We start from the raw sequence: 15207 nt of genomic DNA on the forward strand, positions 1-15207 counted from the left end.
GTCACTTCGTTCCGTACAGCCGGTCTCCTGCATCGCCGAGGCCCGGCACGATGTAGCCGTGATCGTTCAGATGGTCGTCAAGCGCGGCGACATAGATGTCAACATCCGGATGGGCTTCCTGCACGGCCGCAACGCCTTCGGGAGCGGCGATCAGATTCATCATTTTGATCTGGGTGCACCCGCGGTTCTTCAGAGAAGTAATGGCCGCGATCGCGGAGCCTCCGGTAGCCAGCATCGGATCGATGACGATCAGTTCACGCTCCTGCACATCCGTAGGCAGCTTGATATAATATTCGACGGGCTGAAGCGTCTCCGGGTCGCGGAATAGGCCGACATGACCCACCTTCGCTGCAGGGAGCAGCTTCAGAACGCCTTCAAGCATTCCGAGGCCCGCCCGCAGGATCGGAATAAGCCCCAGCATTCTGCCGGAAATAACCTTGCTCTGCGTTTCGGCGACCGGAGTCTGCACAGTAATCGTTTCCAAAGGGATATCCCGTGTAATTTCATAGGCCATCAAAGTAGCCACTTCGTCCACATGTTCCCTAAATTCCTTCGTATTGGTTCTCACATCGCGTATAAATGTCAGTTTGTGCTGAATCAAAGGATGATCGCAAATCACCAATTTTCCCATTCGCTTGTCCCTCCGGTAGTTGTAAGTCTTATGCAAGCCGAGGCGGGGCAACCCCTTTCGCGGCTAAATCCTGTATATTATATCATCCTCAGGAGCGCATTTCACCTAGGAAAGGGCAGAATACCGGGATGGAGACGCTGAGATCCCCGGACCGTCCTTAAGACGCAAGAATAAGGTCAAGTTTCCAATTCAAGGAAATGGGCTGTTATTTACAATTTCCCATTTTCATCCCATACATACTTTTCACACTTTTTTCACGCTTTTTCTTGAAAGTTACATGAACTTTCTGCATTATTTAATTCGATTTTCATTCCACTAACCGCGTATTCCTGTGAACGTTCTGTTAACCGACGCCAAACTCAAAGGTTATCCTTTAAAAAAACCCCCGCAGGCCGAAATACGGACATGCAGGGGCTTTAATGAAACGCAGGGCGGCGGCAGGCCGTACTGCGTTTCAGCATATTAGTATTGCAGAGCAGGATAGATAGGGAAGCGCTCGGTCAGCGCAGCAACCCGGCGGGCAGCGTCTTGCAGCGTCGCTTCATCCTTTGGATTCTTAAGCACAGCGGCGATAAGCTGACCGATTTCGGTCATCGCCTGCTCATCCATGCCGCGCGAAGTCACCGCAGGGGTGCCGATCCGGATGCCGCTTGTAACGAACGGACTGGTCGGATCAAACGGAATCGCATTTTTGTTAACGGTGATGCCGATGGAATCGAGCACTTTCTCCGCATCCTTGCCGGTAATGTTCAAATTGCGCGTATCGATCAGCATCAGATGGTTGTCGGTTCCGCCAGAAACGATATTGACGCCTTCGCCCAGCAGGGTTTCAGCAAGGACCTTGGCATTCTTTACCACATTCTCCGCATAGGTTTTGAAAGACGGCTGAAGGGCTTCGCCGAAGGATACGGCTTTGGCGGCGATGACATGCATCAACGGACCGCCTTGCGATCCCGGGAATACGGCCTTGTCAATCGCCGCAGCCCATGGCTGTTTACAGAGAATCATGCCGCCCCGAGGACCGCGCAGCGTCTTATGGGTAGTCGTGGTTACAAAATGGGCATGCGGAACAGGGCTCGGATGCAGCCCTGCGGCTACCAGACCGGCGATATGCGCCATGTCGACCATGAACAGCGATCCGACGTCGCTTGCGATCGAAGCCAAAGCTTCGAAATCGATCGTGCGCGGATAGGCGCTTGCGCCGGCGACGATCAGCTTCGGACGATGCTTGAATGCCGCTTTGCGCACTTCATCGTAATCGATAAGGAAGCTATCTTCCTGAACGCCGTAAGCGACAAAATTATAGAGCAGGCCGGAAGCGTTAACCGGGCTGCCGTGCGTCAAATGGCCGCCATGAGCCAGGTTCATGCCGAGTACGGTATCTCCAGGGTTGAGCGCAGCAAGATAAACGGCCATATTCGCCTGCGCGCCGGAGTGCGGCTGCACATTGGCATGATCGGCGCCGAACAGCTGCTTGGCGCGGTCGCGGGCCAAGTTCTCGACGATGTCCACATCTTCACAGCCGCCGTAGTAACGCTTGCCCGGATAACCTTCCGCGTATTTATTCGTCAATACGGAGCCCATGGCCTCGATGACCGCCTCGCTCACGATATTCTCCGAAGCGATCAGTTCGATATTGGCTTTCTGACGCTTCAACTCCAATCCCATCGCTTTCAGCACTTCCGGATCACTCTTGCGCAATTGTTCCATTTTACTTGTTTCCTCCCTGAATATAGTTTATGAGATGGGATTTATCCTTCCCTAGTCACACAGTTTCGAGCCGCTTTCCTCCTGCTTCCGGTACACGGCGCGCTCGCCGCCGATCAGCGGCGGCCGGGTGTAGGCCGCGTTCACGCGGGCTTCTCCGATATAGCGCAGCGAAGGCCGGAAAGGCACCGCGACGCGGCGCAGATGCATGCCGATCAGGGTCTCGCCGATGTCGATGCCGGCATGAGCCTGTACCGTTTCGGCCAGTACGGGATCGGTCATCGCCCGGTACGCCGCAGCGCCCATGGAACCGCCGGCGCCGGGGATCGGCACCGCCGACACTTCGGTCAGACCTAGTTGCTCCAGCAGACTCCGTTCCATCACAATTGCCCGGTTCAAATGCTCACAGCACTGGTATACCGGAGAAAAACCAAATTGCTCCGCAGCCTCGCGGACGCCGGATAACAGCTGCTCCGCCACTTCCAGCGCGCCGCCGGTGCCGATGCGCGCACCGGCTACCTCGCTCGTACTGACGCCTACAACCAGTACCTTGCCCGGCCCGATCCCGCCGGCATCCGCCAGTTCACGCAGCACGAGCAGCGTCTGTTCGGCAATAGACAGCTCCACCGCAAGAACGCGTCCGCTTCCGGACGGGTCCGGGGCGGCGAAGATTTTATCCTCCGTTCGCTTTCCGTAATGTTTCACCGCTTTACCTCCTCAGAGATCCAAGTTGTCTGATACCATCAGGATAACATGCCCGCTGCTTGCTCATTCATAAATTTTAAACAAAAAAGAGCAGTCCGCAGACTGCTGCGGAATTGCTCTTTCGCCCAGGCGACCGGCCGTTTACTCCGATGCTCCATCGTGGTTTCTCCACACTTGTCGCCAGTTACACCGGAACCGATATTTGTCTATATCATAAATCATCATGCTCCGAAAATCAACCGTCTTAACATGAAAAGACTCTGCCGTCCGTTCGGAAAACCCAAGCCTGATATTTTACAAACGGCGCAAGGCTTCAAGTTTATCCAGCAGCCTGTGAAGCGATGAACGGATTTCCGCCGCCGCATATTCGTAGTCCTCTCGGCTTCCCCCGAACGGGTCCATTATATCCGCACTAGGTATACGCTGGCGGATCTCGATAATCCGCTGCAGATCGGCGGCCTCCGGTTCTTGTCCCAGCGAAGCAGCCAGTTCCGTTCCGGCGTACAAGCTGTCAAGCTCTTCAAGGTCCCTGCGGACCGCTTCTTCGTCCTGCACGTACTCCTTCAGGGTAAACGTCTTGGATACGGCTTTTGGAAAATAGTGCAGCACATGCCTTTTATGGCTTTGAGTGAGGGTCAGCACCAGATCGGCCCAGCTCAGCAGTTCGCCCGAAAGCTGGGAGGAAGTAATCGTATCGTTAACGCCCTCATCCCGCAATATGGCCGCCGCATGCCTTGACATCGGCGTTCCGGCGATCGCGGAAACCCCGGCGGACCGCACCTCCAGATTGACCCCCCGCTCCGCCGACAGTTTGCGTAAAAGCCCTTCAGCCATAGGACTGCGGCATGTATTGCCGGTGCAGATGAACAAAATATGAAGCATGCAGATCACCTCCATGGGATTACTCTTTTGCCGCTATTGTATCAGAAGATGAACAGCAAGCCAAACCCGAGCAGGATCGCCCCGCCGAGCGCTTCTCCGTATTCTCCGAGCCCGCGGCTCACACGCCGCCCGAGCAGCAGGCCGGTGATCGACATGATTCCGCCGCAGGCCCCGAAGGCGAACACCGTCAGCAGCACATGGCTCACAAATACCCCGAGCGAGACGCCCACCGAGAACGAATCGATGCTGACGCTGAGCGAAATGAGCAGCATTCCCCACAGCGTACGGTGATCCACTCCTCTCATTCCGGCGCCCTCGCCGGTGCGGAACGAGCCCAGCACCATGTGCCCGCCCAGCACAACGAGCAGTACCCCGGCGGCAATTCCCGCCACCCGGCCAAGGAGGTGGCCGACATAGTTTCCGGTAACAAGCCCCAGCAGAGGCATCAGCACATGAAAAAAAGCAACGAGCAGGCCCATTTGCAGCACATGAACAAGACGGATGCCTCTCATCCCGATTCCTACGCCAAGCGAAAAGGCATCCATGCCCAGAGCGATCGCCATAATTGCAATGGTTACGATCTGGCCCCAACCGGCCTGCACTTCCCCTATGCCCATCCCCATACCTCCATGTCCGAATATCTTGTACCATCACGATATGCGGACAAGAGGACAATCATTCTATTGATTGGAAAAAAGAGGGCTATTCAGCGTCGATCACTCGGCCCGCGGCGGCCTTCATCAGCCGATTCATAATGGCGGACCCGAGCCCTGTCTCCGGGCAAGCTTCAGCCAGGATATAAGTCGCTTCCGCTTCATCAAAGCGCCGCAGCGCGGCATAGAGGAAGCGGGCGGCCGTCTCCGGCGAGGCCAGCGGGCCGAGCGAGACGACACAGTCGGCGGCGCCGGCGGGATACAGGGGCAGATGCTCCTCGAAGAGGAGCATCCCCGTCGTCTCGCCGCGCCCGCGGGCCTCAGCCAGCAGGCCCGCCGCCGCCTTCGCCGCGCCCGCCGGCGAAGACCCCCGCACGACGCCGAGCCAGCCCCGCGGCGCGTAGTGCGCGTACTTCATGCCCGGCGCGCGCGGCGCCGGGCTGCCGTCCCCCGCCGCGTCCGGGGCGGGGCGGTCCGTAGCCTCCGCGGCTTCCTGCGGAGGCGTGAAATCAGGCGCCGCCGAAACGCCCGTGACGGCGGCTTCACCTGCGACGGCCGCCAGCTGCGCGGCCGTGATGCCGGGACGGAGCACGGCGACGGAGCCGTCCGGCTGCACCTGCACGACGGTCGACTCCAGACCGACGCCCGCGGCTCCGCCGTCCAGCACGCCGCCGATCTTGCCGGCAAGATCGTCCAGCACATGGCGGGCCAGCGTCGGGCTCGGCCGCCCGGAGCGGTTGGCGCTCGGAGCGGCGACCGGACATCCGGCTTCGGCCAGCAGAGCCAGCGCCACGGGATGGTCCGGCATGCGCACGCCGACCGTGTCCAGCCCTGCCGTTACGCGCGAGGACAGCACGCCGGCCCGGAGCGGCAGCACCACGGTCAGCGGACCGGGCCAGTAGGCGTCCATCAAGGCCGCCGCCAGTGTGGGCACTTCCGTCACAAGCTCTCCGAGCGCCGCCCGGTCGGCAATGTGGACAATCAGGGGATTGTCCGAAGGCCGTCCCTTGGCCTTGAAAATCGCCTCGACCGCCTCCGCATTCCGCGCGTCCGCCCCGAGGCCGTACACCGTCTCGGTCGGAAAAGCGACCGTATTCCCTGCCTTAAGCATCTCCGCCGCTTCCGCAATCGCCGCAACGTCCGCCGGGTTCCGTTCCCGTCCGGTTACCCCCTCCGCTCCGCTTAGCTTCCAATATTTTGTTTCCATGTTCACAGGCCTCCGTTCAAAAATAACGGCCCCACCGCGTGGGGCCGTTTATCTATAAGAAAATAGTAACATATCCGGCTGCAAAACAATAGAATCTATGCCCACAAACTGCTGATCCAACCTCCGATTTTTAGCAGCAGGTCCCAGACAAAGAACCGAACCTTCGGTTCCTCTCCGGCGGCCCCCGCTTGGGCCGCGGAATCCGGCTGCCGGTCACCCGCCAGCGCCGCCTGGCCTTCCTTTGCTTTTCCCGCGTCGCCCTTACCATCCGCAGACAACTTCGCGGCCTTGGCATCCCCTGCCGGTTTGGCCGCCGCATCCCCCGAACCCGCATCGATGAAGCAGAGCGGCGGGAACAGCACGCACCACCAATTTTGTCCCTTTCCTTCTCCTAGTGTTACGCGAAGAGCTTCATATTCCCCTGCGGGATAAACCGTCCCTCCGTACAGCTTGGTCGGAAACGGGACGACACCCAGCTCCACCTTATAGCCGTAGTCGATGCCGCGCTTGTCCAGTTCGCCGCCCACCAGCTTTTCCAGCTCCGGCAAATGATCTCGTATAACGGCACGCGCCTGATCGAGACTTTGAGGGTCCTCCAGTTCAGCGACCCACCCGTTCATCTGCTCCACAATGTTATCGCGGATCTGCCGCTTGACCAGCTGATCCTGCGCCCCGTCCGAATTGGCGAGAATCCGCAGCCGGATCGATTCCTGCGGAATGGGTCCGGCGCTTACGGCGGCATCGGTTTTTTGCCCTTCCCAGGCCATCATGACAAACATAAAGATACAAATTAAAATGGCAGTATACGTAAAGGTCTTACGCAGCGAATCTCCGGCAATTTCTCTTTTGACGTTCATTTGGGATACCCCTCTCCACTGGCTTCATGTCAGTCAGTATCCCCGGAAGGCGGAGCGTCCAAACCTATTAATCTATTTATTTTTGCTGCGCGCACGTACACTGTTCGTAGAGAACGGATCTTACTAGAGGAGGAAAAACTTTGAACCAAACCATCCGCTACCCCGCCCCCCCTGCTTCCCGGCGGCGTCATTGCCGTCACCGCACCTTCCAGTGGAGTCCGTCCGGAGTATGCCGGCTTATTTAATCAGGCCGCCGAACATGCGCAGGAGCTCGGATTTATCGTGAGGGCAGGCGCCGTTCTCCGCTCCCGGGCCAAATTGGCCCTCGCCCCGGCGGCTGAGCGGGCGGCCGAGCTTCAAGCTTTTTTGCTGGATGATACGGTCGATGTTGTAATGCCTCCATGGGGCGGCGAATTTCTGATGGAAATCCTGCCGCTCATGGACTGGGAGAAGCTGCGGACGGCGCCGCCGAAGTGGATGATCGGCTACTCGGATACAAGCACCTTCCTGTTTGCTTACACCCTGATGACCGGATGCGCGACCGCGCACGGCACCAATTTCATCGACCTGCGGGCCCGTCCGCTGGATGACGTTACCGCCCGCTGGCTGGACGTGGTTGGAACCAGGGCCGGCGGGACGGTTGCCCAGACCTCGTCGGCTATGTATCAGTCAGCCTGGGATATAACCAAGCCGGGCTTTATCCTGGATACGCCAACAAGCTGGCGGACGATCGCCCCGGGCGGCGGAAGCGGCGAAGACCCCGCCGTCTCTTTTGGCGGCAGACTCATCGGCGGCTGCCTTGAGACACTGACCACGCTGATCGGTACGCCTTACGCTCCGGTTCCCACCTTCATCCGCGATTACTGCGGTGAGGAAGGCACGGTCTGGTTCCTGGAAAGCTCGCAGCGGAACGCGGGCGATATTCACAGGCAGCTGTGGCAGATGAAAGAGTGCGGCTGGTTTGAGAACTGCCGCGGGCTTCTGTACGGCAGACCGGCGGGATACTCGCCCGTGCAGGATTTCGGCCTCGCCGACTCCTTGGAGCAGCTTGCGGGCGAGCTTGGCATTCCGGTCGTCTACGAGGCGGATATCGGACATGTGCCTCCCCAGTTGACACTCGTTAACGGAGCTTTCGCGGCAGTGACTGCCGGGGGAGGAAGAGGAACAGTTACAATGAGCTTTAACTAAGCGGGAGAAAGGTTCGCCGTCAGCAAAAACAACAAAAAACCGCCAGGCGCCTCTTTACAAAGGAGTCCTGGCGGTTGGGGTATTAGTCTTACAAGAGTCTTACAAGAATCTTATTAAGAAAGCGTCCGGATCATCCCTGTCTGGCCGGAGCCGTATACGAGGCCTTCGGCAAATCTTCTTCTTCCTCCTGCCCGTACAACCGCACGCTCATCACGAACCCGATGCTCGCCATATTGATCAGCAGCGAGGTTCCCCCGTAACTAATGAAAGGCAGGGTAATTCCGGTCAGCGGCATAAGTCCGATAAAAGCTCCGATATTCTCAAAAATCTGGTACAGCATCATGGCGACAATGCCGACAATAATGAACGGCCCGCCCCTGTCTCTGCATTCGAGTGCGATCAGAATCATCCTGTGGATCAGAATAAAGTACAGGAGCAACAGCACAGCCGAGCCCACAAAGCCGAATTCTTCCGCAATCTCTACGAAAATCGAATCCGAATAGGTGTAAGGGACCCGCTCCGACTGCACCGAGCTTCCTTCCATATAACCTTCGCCGCTCATTCCGCCGGAAGCTATTGCAAGCTTGGCGTTTTTCGTATGGTAGCTGGCCTTCGCGGACGCTTCATCCGGCATAAGCCAGGGGTCGAAGCGTTCCACCAAGTGGGGACGCAATTCATTCAGAAATTTCGAGATGGGTTCATGATAATGAATATATGAAAAAATACTGCCGCCCACCAGCCCGCCTGCAACCACCAGTCCGATCAGCGCATGGGAAAATTTAATGTTCCCGATCCAGAGCAGGCCACCGAGAATGACAATGTAGGAAAGCGCGTTTCCCAGGTCATTTTGCATGATGACAATACCGAAAGGAAGCAGCGTCAGCAGACCGAGCGGCACGATATCCCTCCAGAAATGGAGCCGGTTCTTGTTCTTCTTAAACAGGAAGGCCGCCAGAAACAAAATAAGGATCAGCTTGAACAGCTCCGCGGGCTGAAGGCTGAAGCCATTGAACTTGATCCAGCCCTTGGCGCCGTTCTCTTCCGCACCGATGAAGGTGACCAGCACGAGCAGTGCGATCCCGAACGAGTAAATATACACCGCGTACTTGATCAGCAGGCGATAGTCCAAAAACGTCAATCCGAAAAAGGCGATGAATCCCAAAATATAAAACTTCAACATTTTAATGTGAAAACCGTCCAGGCCCTGCCGGCCATGAGTCACACTGTATATCGAGAACAGACTGATCACCATCAACAACACAAGAACCACGACGATGACGCCGTCGATTTTTTTAAACTTCTGGAGCAATGCTCTGCCTCCCTGTGGTTTTACTGGCTTTGTCCGTACATCAGACTAAAATTTCTGGCCGCTTACTTTATTGTAAAGGAATGGGTTGCTAACGCGCAATCCCCAGCACATGGCGGGGAATGCCCGCGAGATCGGGAACGGTCACGATCTCGCTCCAATGCCCGGCCGCCGTAAGCAGGGCGGCCACCTGCTCCGCCTGCCCGAGCCCGAGCTCGAAGCCGACGAGGCGCGGCGGAGCCGGGAGCAGCCGAAGCTGCTCCATCATGCGGCGATACGGGTCCAGCCCGTCCTCGCCGCCGTCCAGTGCGGTGCGCGGCTCATGGTCGCGCACTTCGCGCTGAAGCCCGGCGATGTCCGCGCCGGGAATGTAGGGCGGGTTGGAGACGAGAATATCCGTCTCCAAGCCCTTGAACGGCTCGAGCAGGTCGCCGAGCCGCAGCTCCACCGCCGCGCCGAGACGCTCCGCGTTGCGGCCGGCCACGGCCAAGGCCGCCGGCGAGATGTCGCCGGCGAGCACCCGCCACGCCGGCGCTTCGGCCGCCAGCGTGACGGAGATCGCGCCGCTGCCCGCGCCGATGTCGATCGCGGTCAGGCGGCGAAACCCGCCGCATGTGACCGGCTTACCCGCATCGCCTGGTCCTGACTCGTCACTCATGCCTGCGGACAGCTTGACCGCATCACTCGATGCTACGCTCGGTCCTGCCTCGCCACGTACGCCTGCGGACAGCTTGCCCTCATAGCTTGGCGCCCCGCCCAACCGGCTCGCCGGTCCAGCCAGTCCATTCCCGTTATTCGCCTCTGTGCTCGGCTCGCCCGCAAGCTTCACCTCTCCCTCCGGCCACAGCTCCGCCGCATAGCCCAGCACCGCCTCCACGAGCAGCTCCGTCTCCGGGCGGGGAATCAGAACATCCGGCGTCACCTCAAAGGGGCGGCCGTAGAACTCCTGCTCACCGGTAATATACTGCACCGGCTCGCCGCTCGCCCTGCGGGTCACGGCGATCTCCCACTGCTCCCGTTTGTCCGCCGGAAAGGGTTCGGCCAAGGCCATGTAGTAAGCCGCGCCGGACAGGCCCAACAAATGCTCCAGCAGAAGCTGCGAGCTGCGCTGCGGCTCGCTGACGCCGAGACCGCTTAAAAAAGAAGAAGCCTCCGCAAAGGCTTCCCGGATGCTTTGCACCTGCGGCATGATATATGCGCTCTGTTTCAAAGCATTATTCTCCCTTTTCCAATATATCCGCCTGTTCCGCAATGGAGAGCGCCGAAATAATCTCTTCGATTTCACCGTTCATAACGGAATCCAGACGGTGCAGCGTCAGGCCGATCCGGTGATCGGTCACCCGGCTCTGAGGGAAGTTGTAGGTCCGAATCCGCTCACTGCGGTCTCCGGTGCCGACCTTGCTCTTGCGCTCACCGGCATACTTGGCTTCTTCTTCCTGCCGCATCATGTCGGAAATCCGGGCGCGCAGCACCTGAAGAGCCTTCTCTTTGTTGGAGTTCTGCGATTTGCCGTCCTGACAGGTCGCCACGATTCCCGTAGGAACATGCGTCACGCGGACTGCGGATTTTGTCGTATTAACCGACTGGCCTCCCGCGCCGCTGGAACAGAACGTATCCACGCGGATATCCTTGTCAAGGATTTCGATATCGACTTCCTCCGCTTCAGGCATGACCGCCACGGTCGATGTCGAAGTGTGAATCCGGCCGCCGGATTCCGTCGTCGGGATGCGCTGCACGCGGTGCGCGCCGCTTTCGTACTTCATTTTGCTGTAAGCTCCACGGCCGTTGATCATAAAGATGACCTCTTTAAAGCCGCCCAGATCGTTCGTATTGGCGTCCATCAGCTCCACGCGCCAGCCCTGGGTATCTGCAAAACGGGTGTACATACGGTACAGGTCGGAAGCGAACAAAGCCGCTTCGTCCCCGCCGGCCGCCCCCCGGATTTCGACAATTACGTTCTTGTCGTCGTTCGGGTCCTTTGGCAGCAGCAAGATGCGAATTTTCTCCTCCAGCTCAGTCTGGCGCTGCGACAATTCCTCGATTTCCATCTTCACCATGTCGCGCATTTCGTCGTCGAGCTTCTCGCCGAGCAACGTTTTGGCGGCGTCGAGCTCTTCCATCACATTTCTATATTCTGTATAAGCCTCGTAGGCGGGCTGCAGATCGGATTGTTCTTTGGAATAGTCCCTCAGTTTCTTACTATCGCTTGCAACATCCGGATCGCAAAGCAGTTCACTGAGTTTCTCATAGCGGTCCGCCAGAGATTGCAATCGGTCCAACAAGGGAATTCACCTCTTCAGTTCTTTTTTCATTTTAAATACAGTTTCACGACTTTATATTATATCACGAATTGGCTGATTTGGCTACATTTCGTCACCCGGCAGATTCGACCGTCCGTATCCCGATGCAGAGTTCAAAATCATAAGAAGAAACGGCTTCGCCGTCCTCTGGAAGAGGAAGGCATCCGTTTCTCGTAAAAATATCAGGTTAAGGATAAGCGCGAAGTTTATACTTTCTGATATTCAAAAAAGGCCATCCCGCGTTAATGTTGATATCACCGCGAAATGGCCTTCATCTGACTAACAAAACAAGCTTTATACGTTAAACCGGAAATGCATAACGTCTCCGTCCTGCACCACATATTCCTTGCCTTCAAGCCGAAGCTGGCCGCGCTCTTTCGCGCCGTTCATCGAACCTGCGGCAACCAGATCGTCGTAAGCCACCACTTCCGCGCGGATAAAGCCGCGCTCGAAGTCGGAGTGAATAACCCCGGCCGCTCCCGGCGCTTTGGTCCCTTTGCGGATCGTCCAGGCGCGAACCTCCTGCACACCCGCCGTAAAATACGTATACAGCCCAAGCAGCTTGTAAGCCGCTTTGATCAGACGGTTAAGGCCTGACTCTTCGAGGCCAAGCTCTTCCAGGAACATCGCCTTGTCTTCGCCTTCCAGCTCGGCGATTTCCGCCTCCACCTTTGCGCTGATCGGCACGACTTCCGCATTCTCGGCGGCGGCGAACTCGCGCACCTGCTTCACATACGGATTCTCTTCCGCTGTGGCAACCTCGTCTTCGCCGACATTGGCTGCGTACAGCACCGGCTTTAGCGTCAGCAAATGAAGATCGCGCACGATGAGATGCTCTTCCTCGTTCAGCTCCACGCTGCGGGCGGGCATATCGTTGTACAGCGCTTCTTTGACGCGCTCGAGCACTTCTACTTCCTGGGCGTACTGCTTGTTGCCGCCCTTCATGTTTTTGCGGGAACGGTCGATCCGTTTCTCCACACTCTCCACGTCAGCGAGAATCAGCTCCAGGTTAATCGTCTGGATATCGCTGATCGGATTAACCTTGCCGTCAACGTGGGTAACGTTCTCGTCCTCGAAGCAGCGCACGACATGGACGATGGCGTCCACCTCGCGGATATGTGCCAGGAACTTGTTGCCCAGCCCCTCGCCCTTGCTCGCTCCGCGCACCAGTCCGGCAATGTCGACGAACTCAAATGCGGTCGGCACCGTTTTGTTCGGCACAACCAGTTCAGTCAGCTTGTCGAGGCGCTCATCCGGAACTTCCACGACTCCGACGTTCGGGTCGATTGTGCAAAAAGGATAATTCGCGGACTCCGCACCCGCCTGCGTAATTGCATTAAACAACGTCGATTTGCCCACGTTGGGCAGACCTACGATACCCGCTTTCAAAGCCATATATATGACAACTCCCATTTTTCGTTAATTGACCAGTAAGTCTTGCGATCTAAACTATTATATATTAGAACAAACACCCCAGCAATACCGGGGGACGGAACCCTTAAAGAGACCAGAGGCGCTCCCCGCCTAACTAAGAAGAAACGGCTTCGCCGTCCTCTGGAAGAGGAAGGCATCCGTTTCTCGTAAAAATATCAGGTTAAGGATAATCGCGAAGCTTATACTTTCTGATATTTTAAAATAAACCGCCTATTCCCCGCACTGCCGGACAGGCGGCGTAAACGCCTTATTTCTGCGCCGGCTAACGCCTTATGCAGCTGACCTGTCCATTTCACAGATACAAATTCCAAAAAATGTCTTTCAAAGCGTGGACACTTCCACAAAACCGAGATATACGCGGCCAATCTATCCCCAGTCAGCATTATTACTATATATTGAAATCGTTCCGTTTATTTTATCAATATATAGAATCTTGGCTTCAAGGTGACTACCTTGTGCAGATGTCCACCTTTTAAAAGACATTCTCATAAAATGTCCTTGTTGAGAGAACGGTGTATGCAGAAAGGCCAACCGGCACCCCCGGCTGACCTAATCACATGAAGGACCTCACCCCACCCGGAGATCCTTCGTATTCTTCCTGCGGTGTGGGCGTCGCCCGCTCTTCACTGGCATTCCTTTTAATGTCGGCGAAGCCGAACGCGGCGCATCATGTTACAGATCCTTGGACATCGTAATGTCGGTCACTCCGAAGCCCATTTTTTTGTACAGCTCAAACGCACGTTGGTTCTGGCCGAACACATGCAGCCCGATCTTGCTGATATTCATGCTGCGGGCCTCTTCGTCGAGCGCCTGCATGGCCTGCTTGCCGTAGCCCTTGTCCTGGAACGGTTCATAAATATAAATGTCATAAATAAAAGCTTCCCGGCCGCGCCGGCCCTCGGTCACGTTGAACCAAATGTACCCGACATGGGTATCGCTCTCTTCTTCGACCACAGAGTACAGATAGGCGCCTTCGGTATGCAGCCCCCGGGGCAAAAAGCGCGTCATCGCCTCTTTGGACTGTTTCAGCGCGTTATCCGGTTCCCATGCTCCCGATTTCACTTTTTCTTCGGCATAGTCGCTGGTCGATTGACTCATGAAAAATTGAAACGTCGCTTCGTCCATTTGAACCAGTTTTATCATTATGATTAGACCTTCCTTATTTCGGTATTTAGATGCGCACCAGCCGGGGCGTTCCGCGCAAAGCCGCAACGGAGGAAACGCCGATGCCGAACATCACCGTCCGCAGCTCCAGCTCGGTCTGCGCAAGCGCCGCTTCCAGCGCTTCCTCCGATTCCACCGCCGGTCCAAGCAGATTTCGGCCAAAACCGGCCAGATCCGCGCCGAGGGCCAGTGTCTTGGCGGCGTCGACGCCGCTGCGGAGGCCTCCGCTGCCGATCAACGCGCCTTCAGGCGCCGCGGAGCGCACTTCGGCAATGCAATCGGCTGTCGGAATGCCCCAATCTGCGAACGCCTCAGCGGCGCCGCGCTTAACCGGATCGGCGCTGCGGAACTTCTCGACCTGGCTCCAGGACGTCCCGCCCGCTCCGGCCACATCGATGAAGGCGGCGCCGGCGCTGTACAGCTTAACCGCCGTCTCGCCGTCGATGCCCCAGCCGACCTCCTTGATGCCGACCGGAACTTCCAGGCTGCGGCATAAACGCTCAATCTTGGGCAGCAGCGAGCCGAATCCGGTATTGCCTTCAGGCTGGAACACCTCCTGGAGGCCGTTTAAATGCAGCACCAGCCAGTCGGCACCGGCGATTTCCACCGCCCGGCGGCAGTCGTCTACGCCGAAGCCGTAGGACAGCTGCACCGCTCCGAGATTCGCGATGACCGGAACATCCGGCGCCCGGTCCCGTACCCGGAATGTAGTCTCAAGCTCCGGCCGTTCCACCGCAGCCCGGACTGAACCGACGCCCAGCGTCCAGCCGCGTACCTGGGCCGCCTCGGCCAGCCGCGCATTGATCTCGCCGGTCGCGGCGCTGCCGCCGGTCATCGAGCTGATCAGCAGAGGTGTGCGCAGACTCCGGCCGAGAAAAGAGGTGTTCAGCATGATATCGTCAAAGTTCAGCTCCGGCAGCGCATTATGCCGGAACCGGTAATGTTCGAAGCCCGTGGTAATACCTTGGCCTGCGACGTCTTCATTCAGGCAAAGCCGCACGTGTTCGATCTTGCGCCCTCCGGTCGTTCCTTCCGGTATATGTTCATTATTCATATTAATCGGCACTTGGCCTTTCATCAATTTTTTGTTCCTGCTGTCATAGTATAGCACAACCAAGTAAGTGAATTTAACAGCTTCATCCGCACCTAAGCCCGGATAAGCGTTGTTTTTCA

General features: G+C 57.4%; 14 protein-coding genes and 1 riboswitch. Of the genes, 1 reads left to right on the plus strand and 13 read right to left on the minus strand.

Translation table 11 applies throughout. From position 1 onward, the window contains the following. Window position 1: 1 nt before the first annotated feature. From upp to spoIIR, 7 genes are all read right to left on the minus strand, one after another. Window positions 2–631 carry a uracil phosphoribosyltransferase gene (gene upp / locus PUR_RS24290; RefSeq protein ID WP_179037427.1) on the minus strand — a complete coding sequence of 210 codons (630 nt, stop codon included), beginning with the start codon at window positions 629–631 and terminating at the stop codon, window positions 2–4. Window positions 632–1093: 462 nt separating this feature from the next. Continuing rightward, window positions 1094–2341: a serine hydroxymethyltransferase gene (gene glyA, locus PUR_RS24295; RefSeq protein ID WP_179037428.1), complete on the minus strand. Its 1248-nt coding sequence runs from the start codon at window positions 2339–2341 to the stop codon at window positions 1094–1096. A gap of 51 nt (window positions 2342–2392) precedes the next feature. Beyond that, window positions 2393–2965 carry a TIGR01440 family protein gene (locus PUR_RS24300; RefSeq protein ID WP_179038059.1) on the minus strand — a complete coding sequence of 191 codons (573 nt, stop codon included), beginning with the start codon at window positions 2963–2965 and terminating at the stop codon, window positions 2393–2395. Window positions 2966–3159: 194 nt separating this feature from the next. After that, window positions 3160–3241, minus strand: a riboswitch (ZMP/ZTP riboswitch). 96 nt (window positions 3242–3337) lie between these two features. Next, window positions 3338–3925, minus strand: coding sequence for a low molecular weight protein arginine phosphatase (locus PUR_RS24305; protein WP_124696528.1), 588 nt, complete (start codon window positions 3923–3925; stop codon window positions 3338–3340). A 41-nt stretch (window positions 3926–3966) separates the two neighbouring features. Next, on the minus strand, window positions 3967–4542 hold the full coding sequence (locus PUR_RS24310; protein WP_179037429.1) for a manganese efflux pump MntP: 576 nt from the start codon (window positions 4540–4542) through the stop codon (window positions 3967–3969). Between the two features lie 85 nt (window positions 4543–4627). Then, a complete protein-coding gene (locus PUR_RS24315) occupies window positions 4628–5785 on the minus strand; it encodes an L-threonylcarbamoyladenylate synthase (RefSeq protein WP_179037430.1) in 1158 nt (385 codons plus the stop codon). 95 nt (window positions 5786–5880) lie between these two features. Next, window positions 5881–6642 (minus strand): stage II sporulation protein R, encoded by a 762-nt coding sequence (spoIIR, locus tag PUR_RS24320; protein WP_179037431.1) that lies wholly within the window; start codon window positions 6640–6642, stop codon window positions 5881–5883. A gap of 189 nt (window positions 6643–6831) precedes the next feature. On the opposite strand from spoIIR, the gene PUR_RS24325 reads away from it, so the two are divergent. Continuing rightward, window positions 6832–7830, plus strand: coding sequence for a S66 family peptidase (locus PUR_RS24325; protein WP_232101911.1), 999 nt, complete (start codon window positions 6832–6834; stop codon window positions 7828–7830). 130 nt (window positions 7831–7960) lie between these two features. On the opposite strand, the gene PUR_RS24330 is transcribed toward PUR_RS24325, so the two are convergent. From PUR_RS24330 to fni, 6 genes are all read right to left on the minus strand, one after another. Next, on the minus strand, window positions 7961–9139 hold the full coding sequence (locus PUR_RS24330; RefSeq protein ID WP_179037432.1) for an FtsW/RodA/SpoVE family cell cycle protein: 1179 nt from the start codon (window positions 9137–9139) through the stop codon (window positions 7961–7963). Window positions 9140–9227: 88 nt separating this feature from the next. Continuing rightward, on the minus strand, window positions 9228–10388 hold the full coding sequence (locus PUR_RS24335; protein WP_232101626.1) for a N5-glutamine methyltransferase family protein: 1161 nt from the start codon (window positions 10386–10388) through the stop codon (window positions 9228–9230). Then, on the minus strand, window positions 10351–11418 hold the full coding sequence (prfA, locus tag PUR_RS24340; RefSeq protein WP_179037433.1) for a peptide chain release factor 1: 1068 nt from the start codon (window positions 11416–11418) through the stop codon (window positions 10351–10353). Before prfA ends, PUR_RS24335 begins: the two co-directional genes overlap by 38 nt. Window positions 11419–11730: 312 nt before the next feature. Next, the gene (gene ychF, locus PUR_RS24345; RefSeq protein ID WP_179037434.1) at window positions 11731–12831 is read right to left on the minus strand and encodes a redox-regulated ATPase YchF; all 1101 of its coding nucleotides are present in this window, start codon (window positions 12829–12831) and stop codon (window positions 11731–11733) included. A 711-nt stretch (window positions 12832–13542) separates the two neighbouring features. Beyond that, window positions 13543–14013 (minus strand): GNAT family N-acetyltransferase, encoded by a 471-nt coding sequence (locus PUR_RS24350; RefSeq protein ID WP_232101627.1) that lies wholly within the window; start codon window positions 14011–14013, stop codon window positions 13543–13545. A gap of 28 nt (window positions 14014–14041) precedes the next feature. After that, on the minus strand, window positions 14042–15112 hold the full coding sequence (gene fni, locus PUR_RS24355; RefSeq protein WP_179038063.1) for a type 2 isopentenyl-diphosphate Delta-isomerase: 1071 nt from the start codon (window positions 15110–15112) through the stop codon (window positions 14042–14044). Window positions 15113–15207 lie beyond the last annotated feature (95 nt).

Source organism: Paenibacillus sp. URB8-2 (assembly GCF_013393385.1).
In the GTDB taxonomy this organism is placed as follows: Bacteria; Bacillota; Bacilli; order Paenibacillales; family Paenibacillaceae; genus Paenibacillus_AQ.

Coding starts and splice junctions, on each gene's coding strand:
- PUR_RS24315 (WP_179037430.1), bottom strand. CDS start 5,785: ATGGAAACAAAATATTGGAAGCTAAGCGGAGCGGAGGGGGTAACCGGA.
- PUR_RS24310 (WP_179037429.1), bottom strand. CDS start 4,542: ATGGGCATAGGGGAAGTGCAGGCCGGTTGGGGCCAGATCGTAACCATT.
- spoIIR (WP_179037431.1), bottom strand. CDS start 6,642: ATGAACGTCAAAAGAGAAATTGCCGGAGATTCGCTGCGTAAGACCTTT.
- upp (WP_179037427.1), bottom strand. CDS start 631: ATGGGAAAATTGGTGATTTGCGATCATCCTTTGATTCAGCACAAACTG.
- PUR_RS24305 (WP_124696528.1), bottom strand. CDS start 3,925: ATGCTTCATATTTTGTTCATCTGCACCGGCAATACATGCCGCAGTCCT.
- fni (WP_179038063.1), bottom strand. CDS start 15,112: ATGAAAGGCCAAGTGCCGATTAATATGAATAATGAACATATACCGGAA.
- glyA (WP_179037428.1), bottom strand. CDS start 2,341: ATGGAACAATTGCGCAAGAGTGATCCGGAAGTGCTGAAAGCGATGGGA.
- ychF (WP_179037434.1), bottom strand. CDS start 12,831: ATGGCTTTGAAAGCGGGTATCGTAGGTCTGCCCAACGTGGGCAAATCG.
- PUR_RS24350 (WP_232101627.1), bottom strand. CDS start 14,013: ATGATAAAACTGGTTCAAATGGACGAAGCGACGTTTCAATTTTTCATG.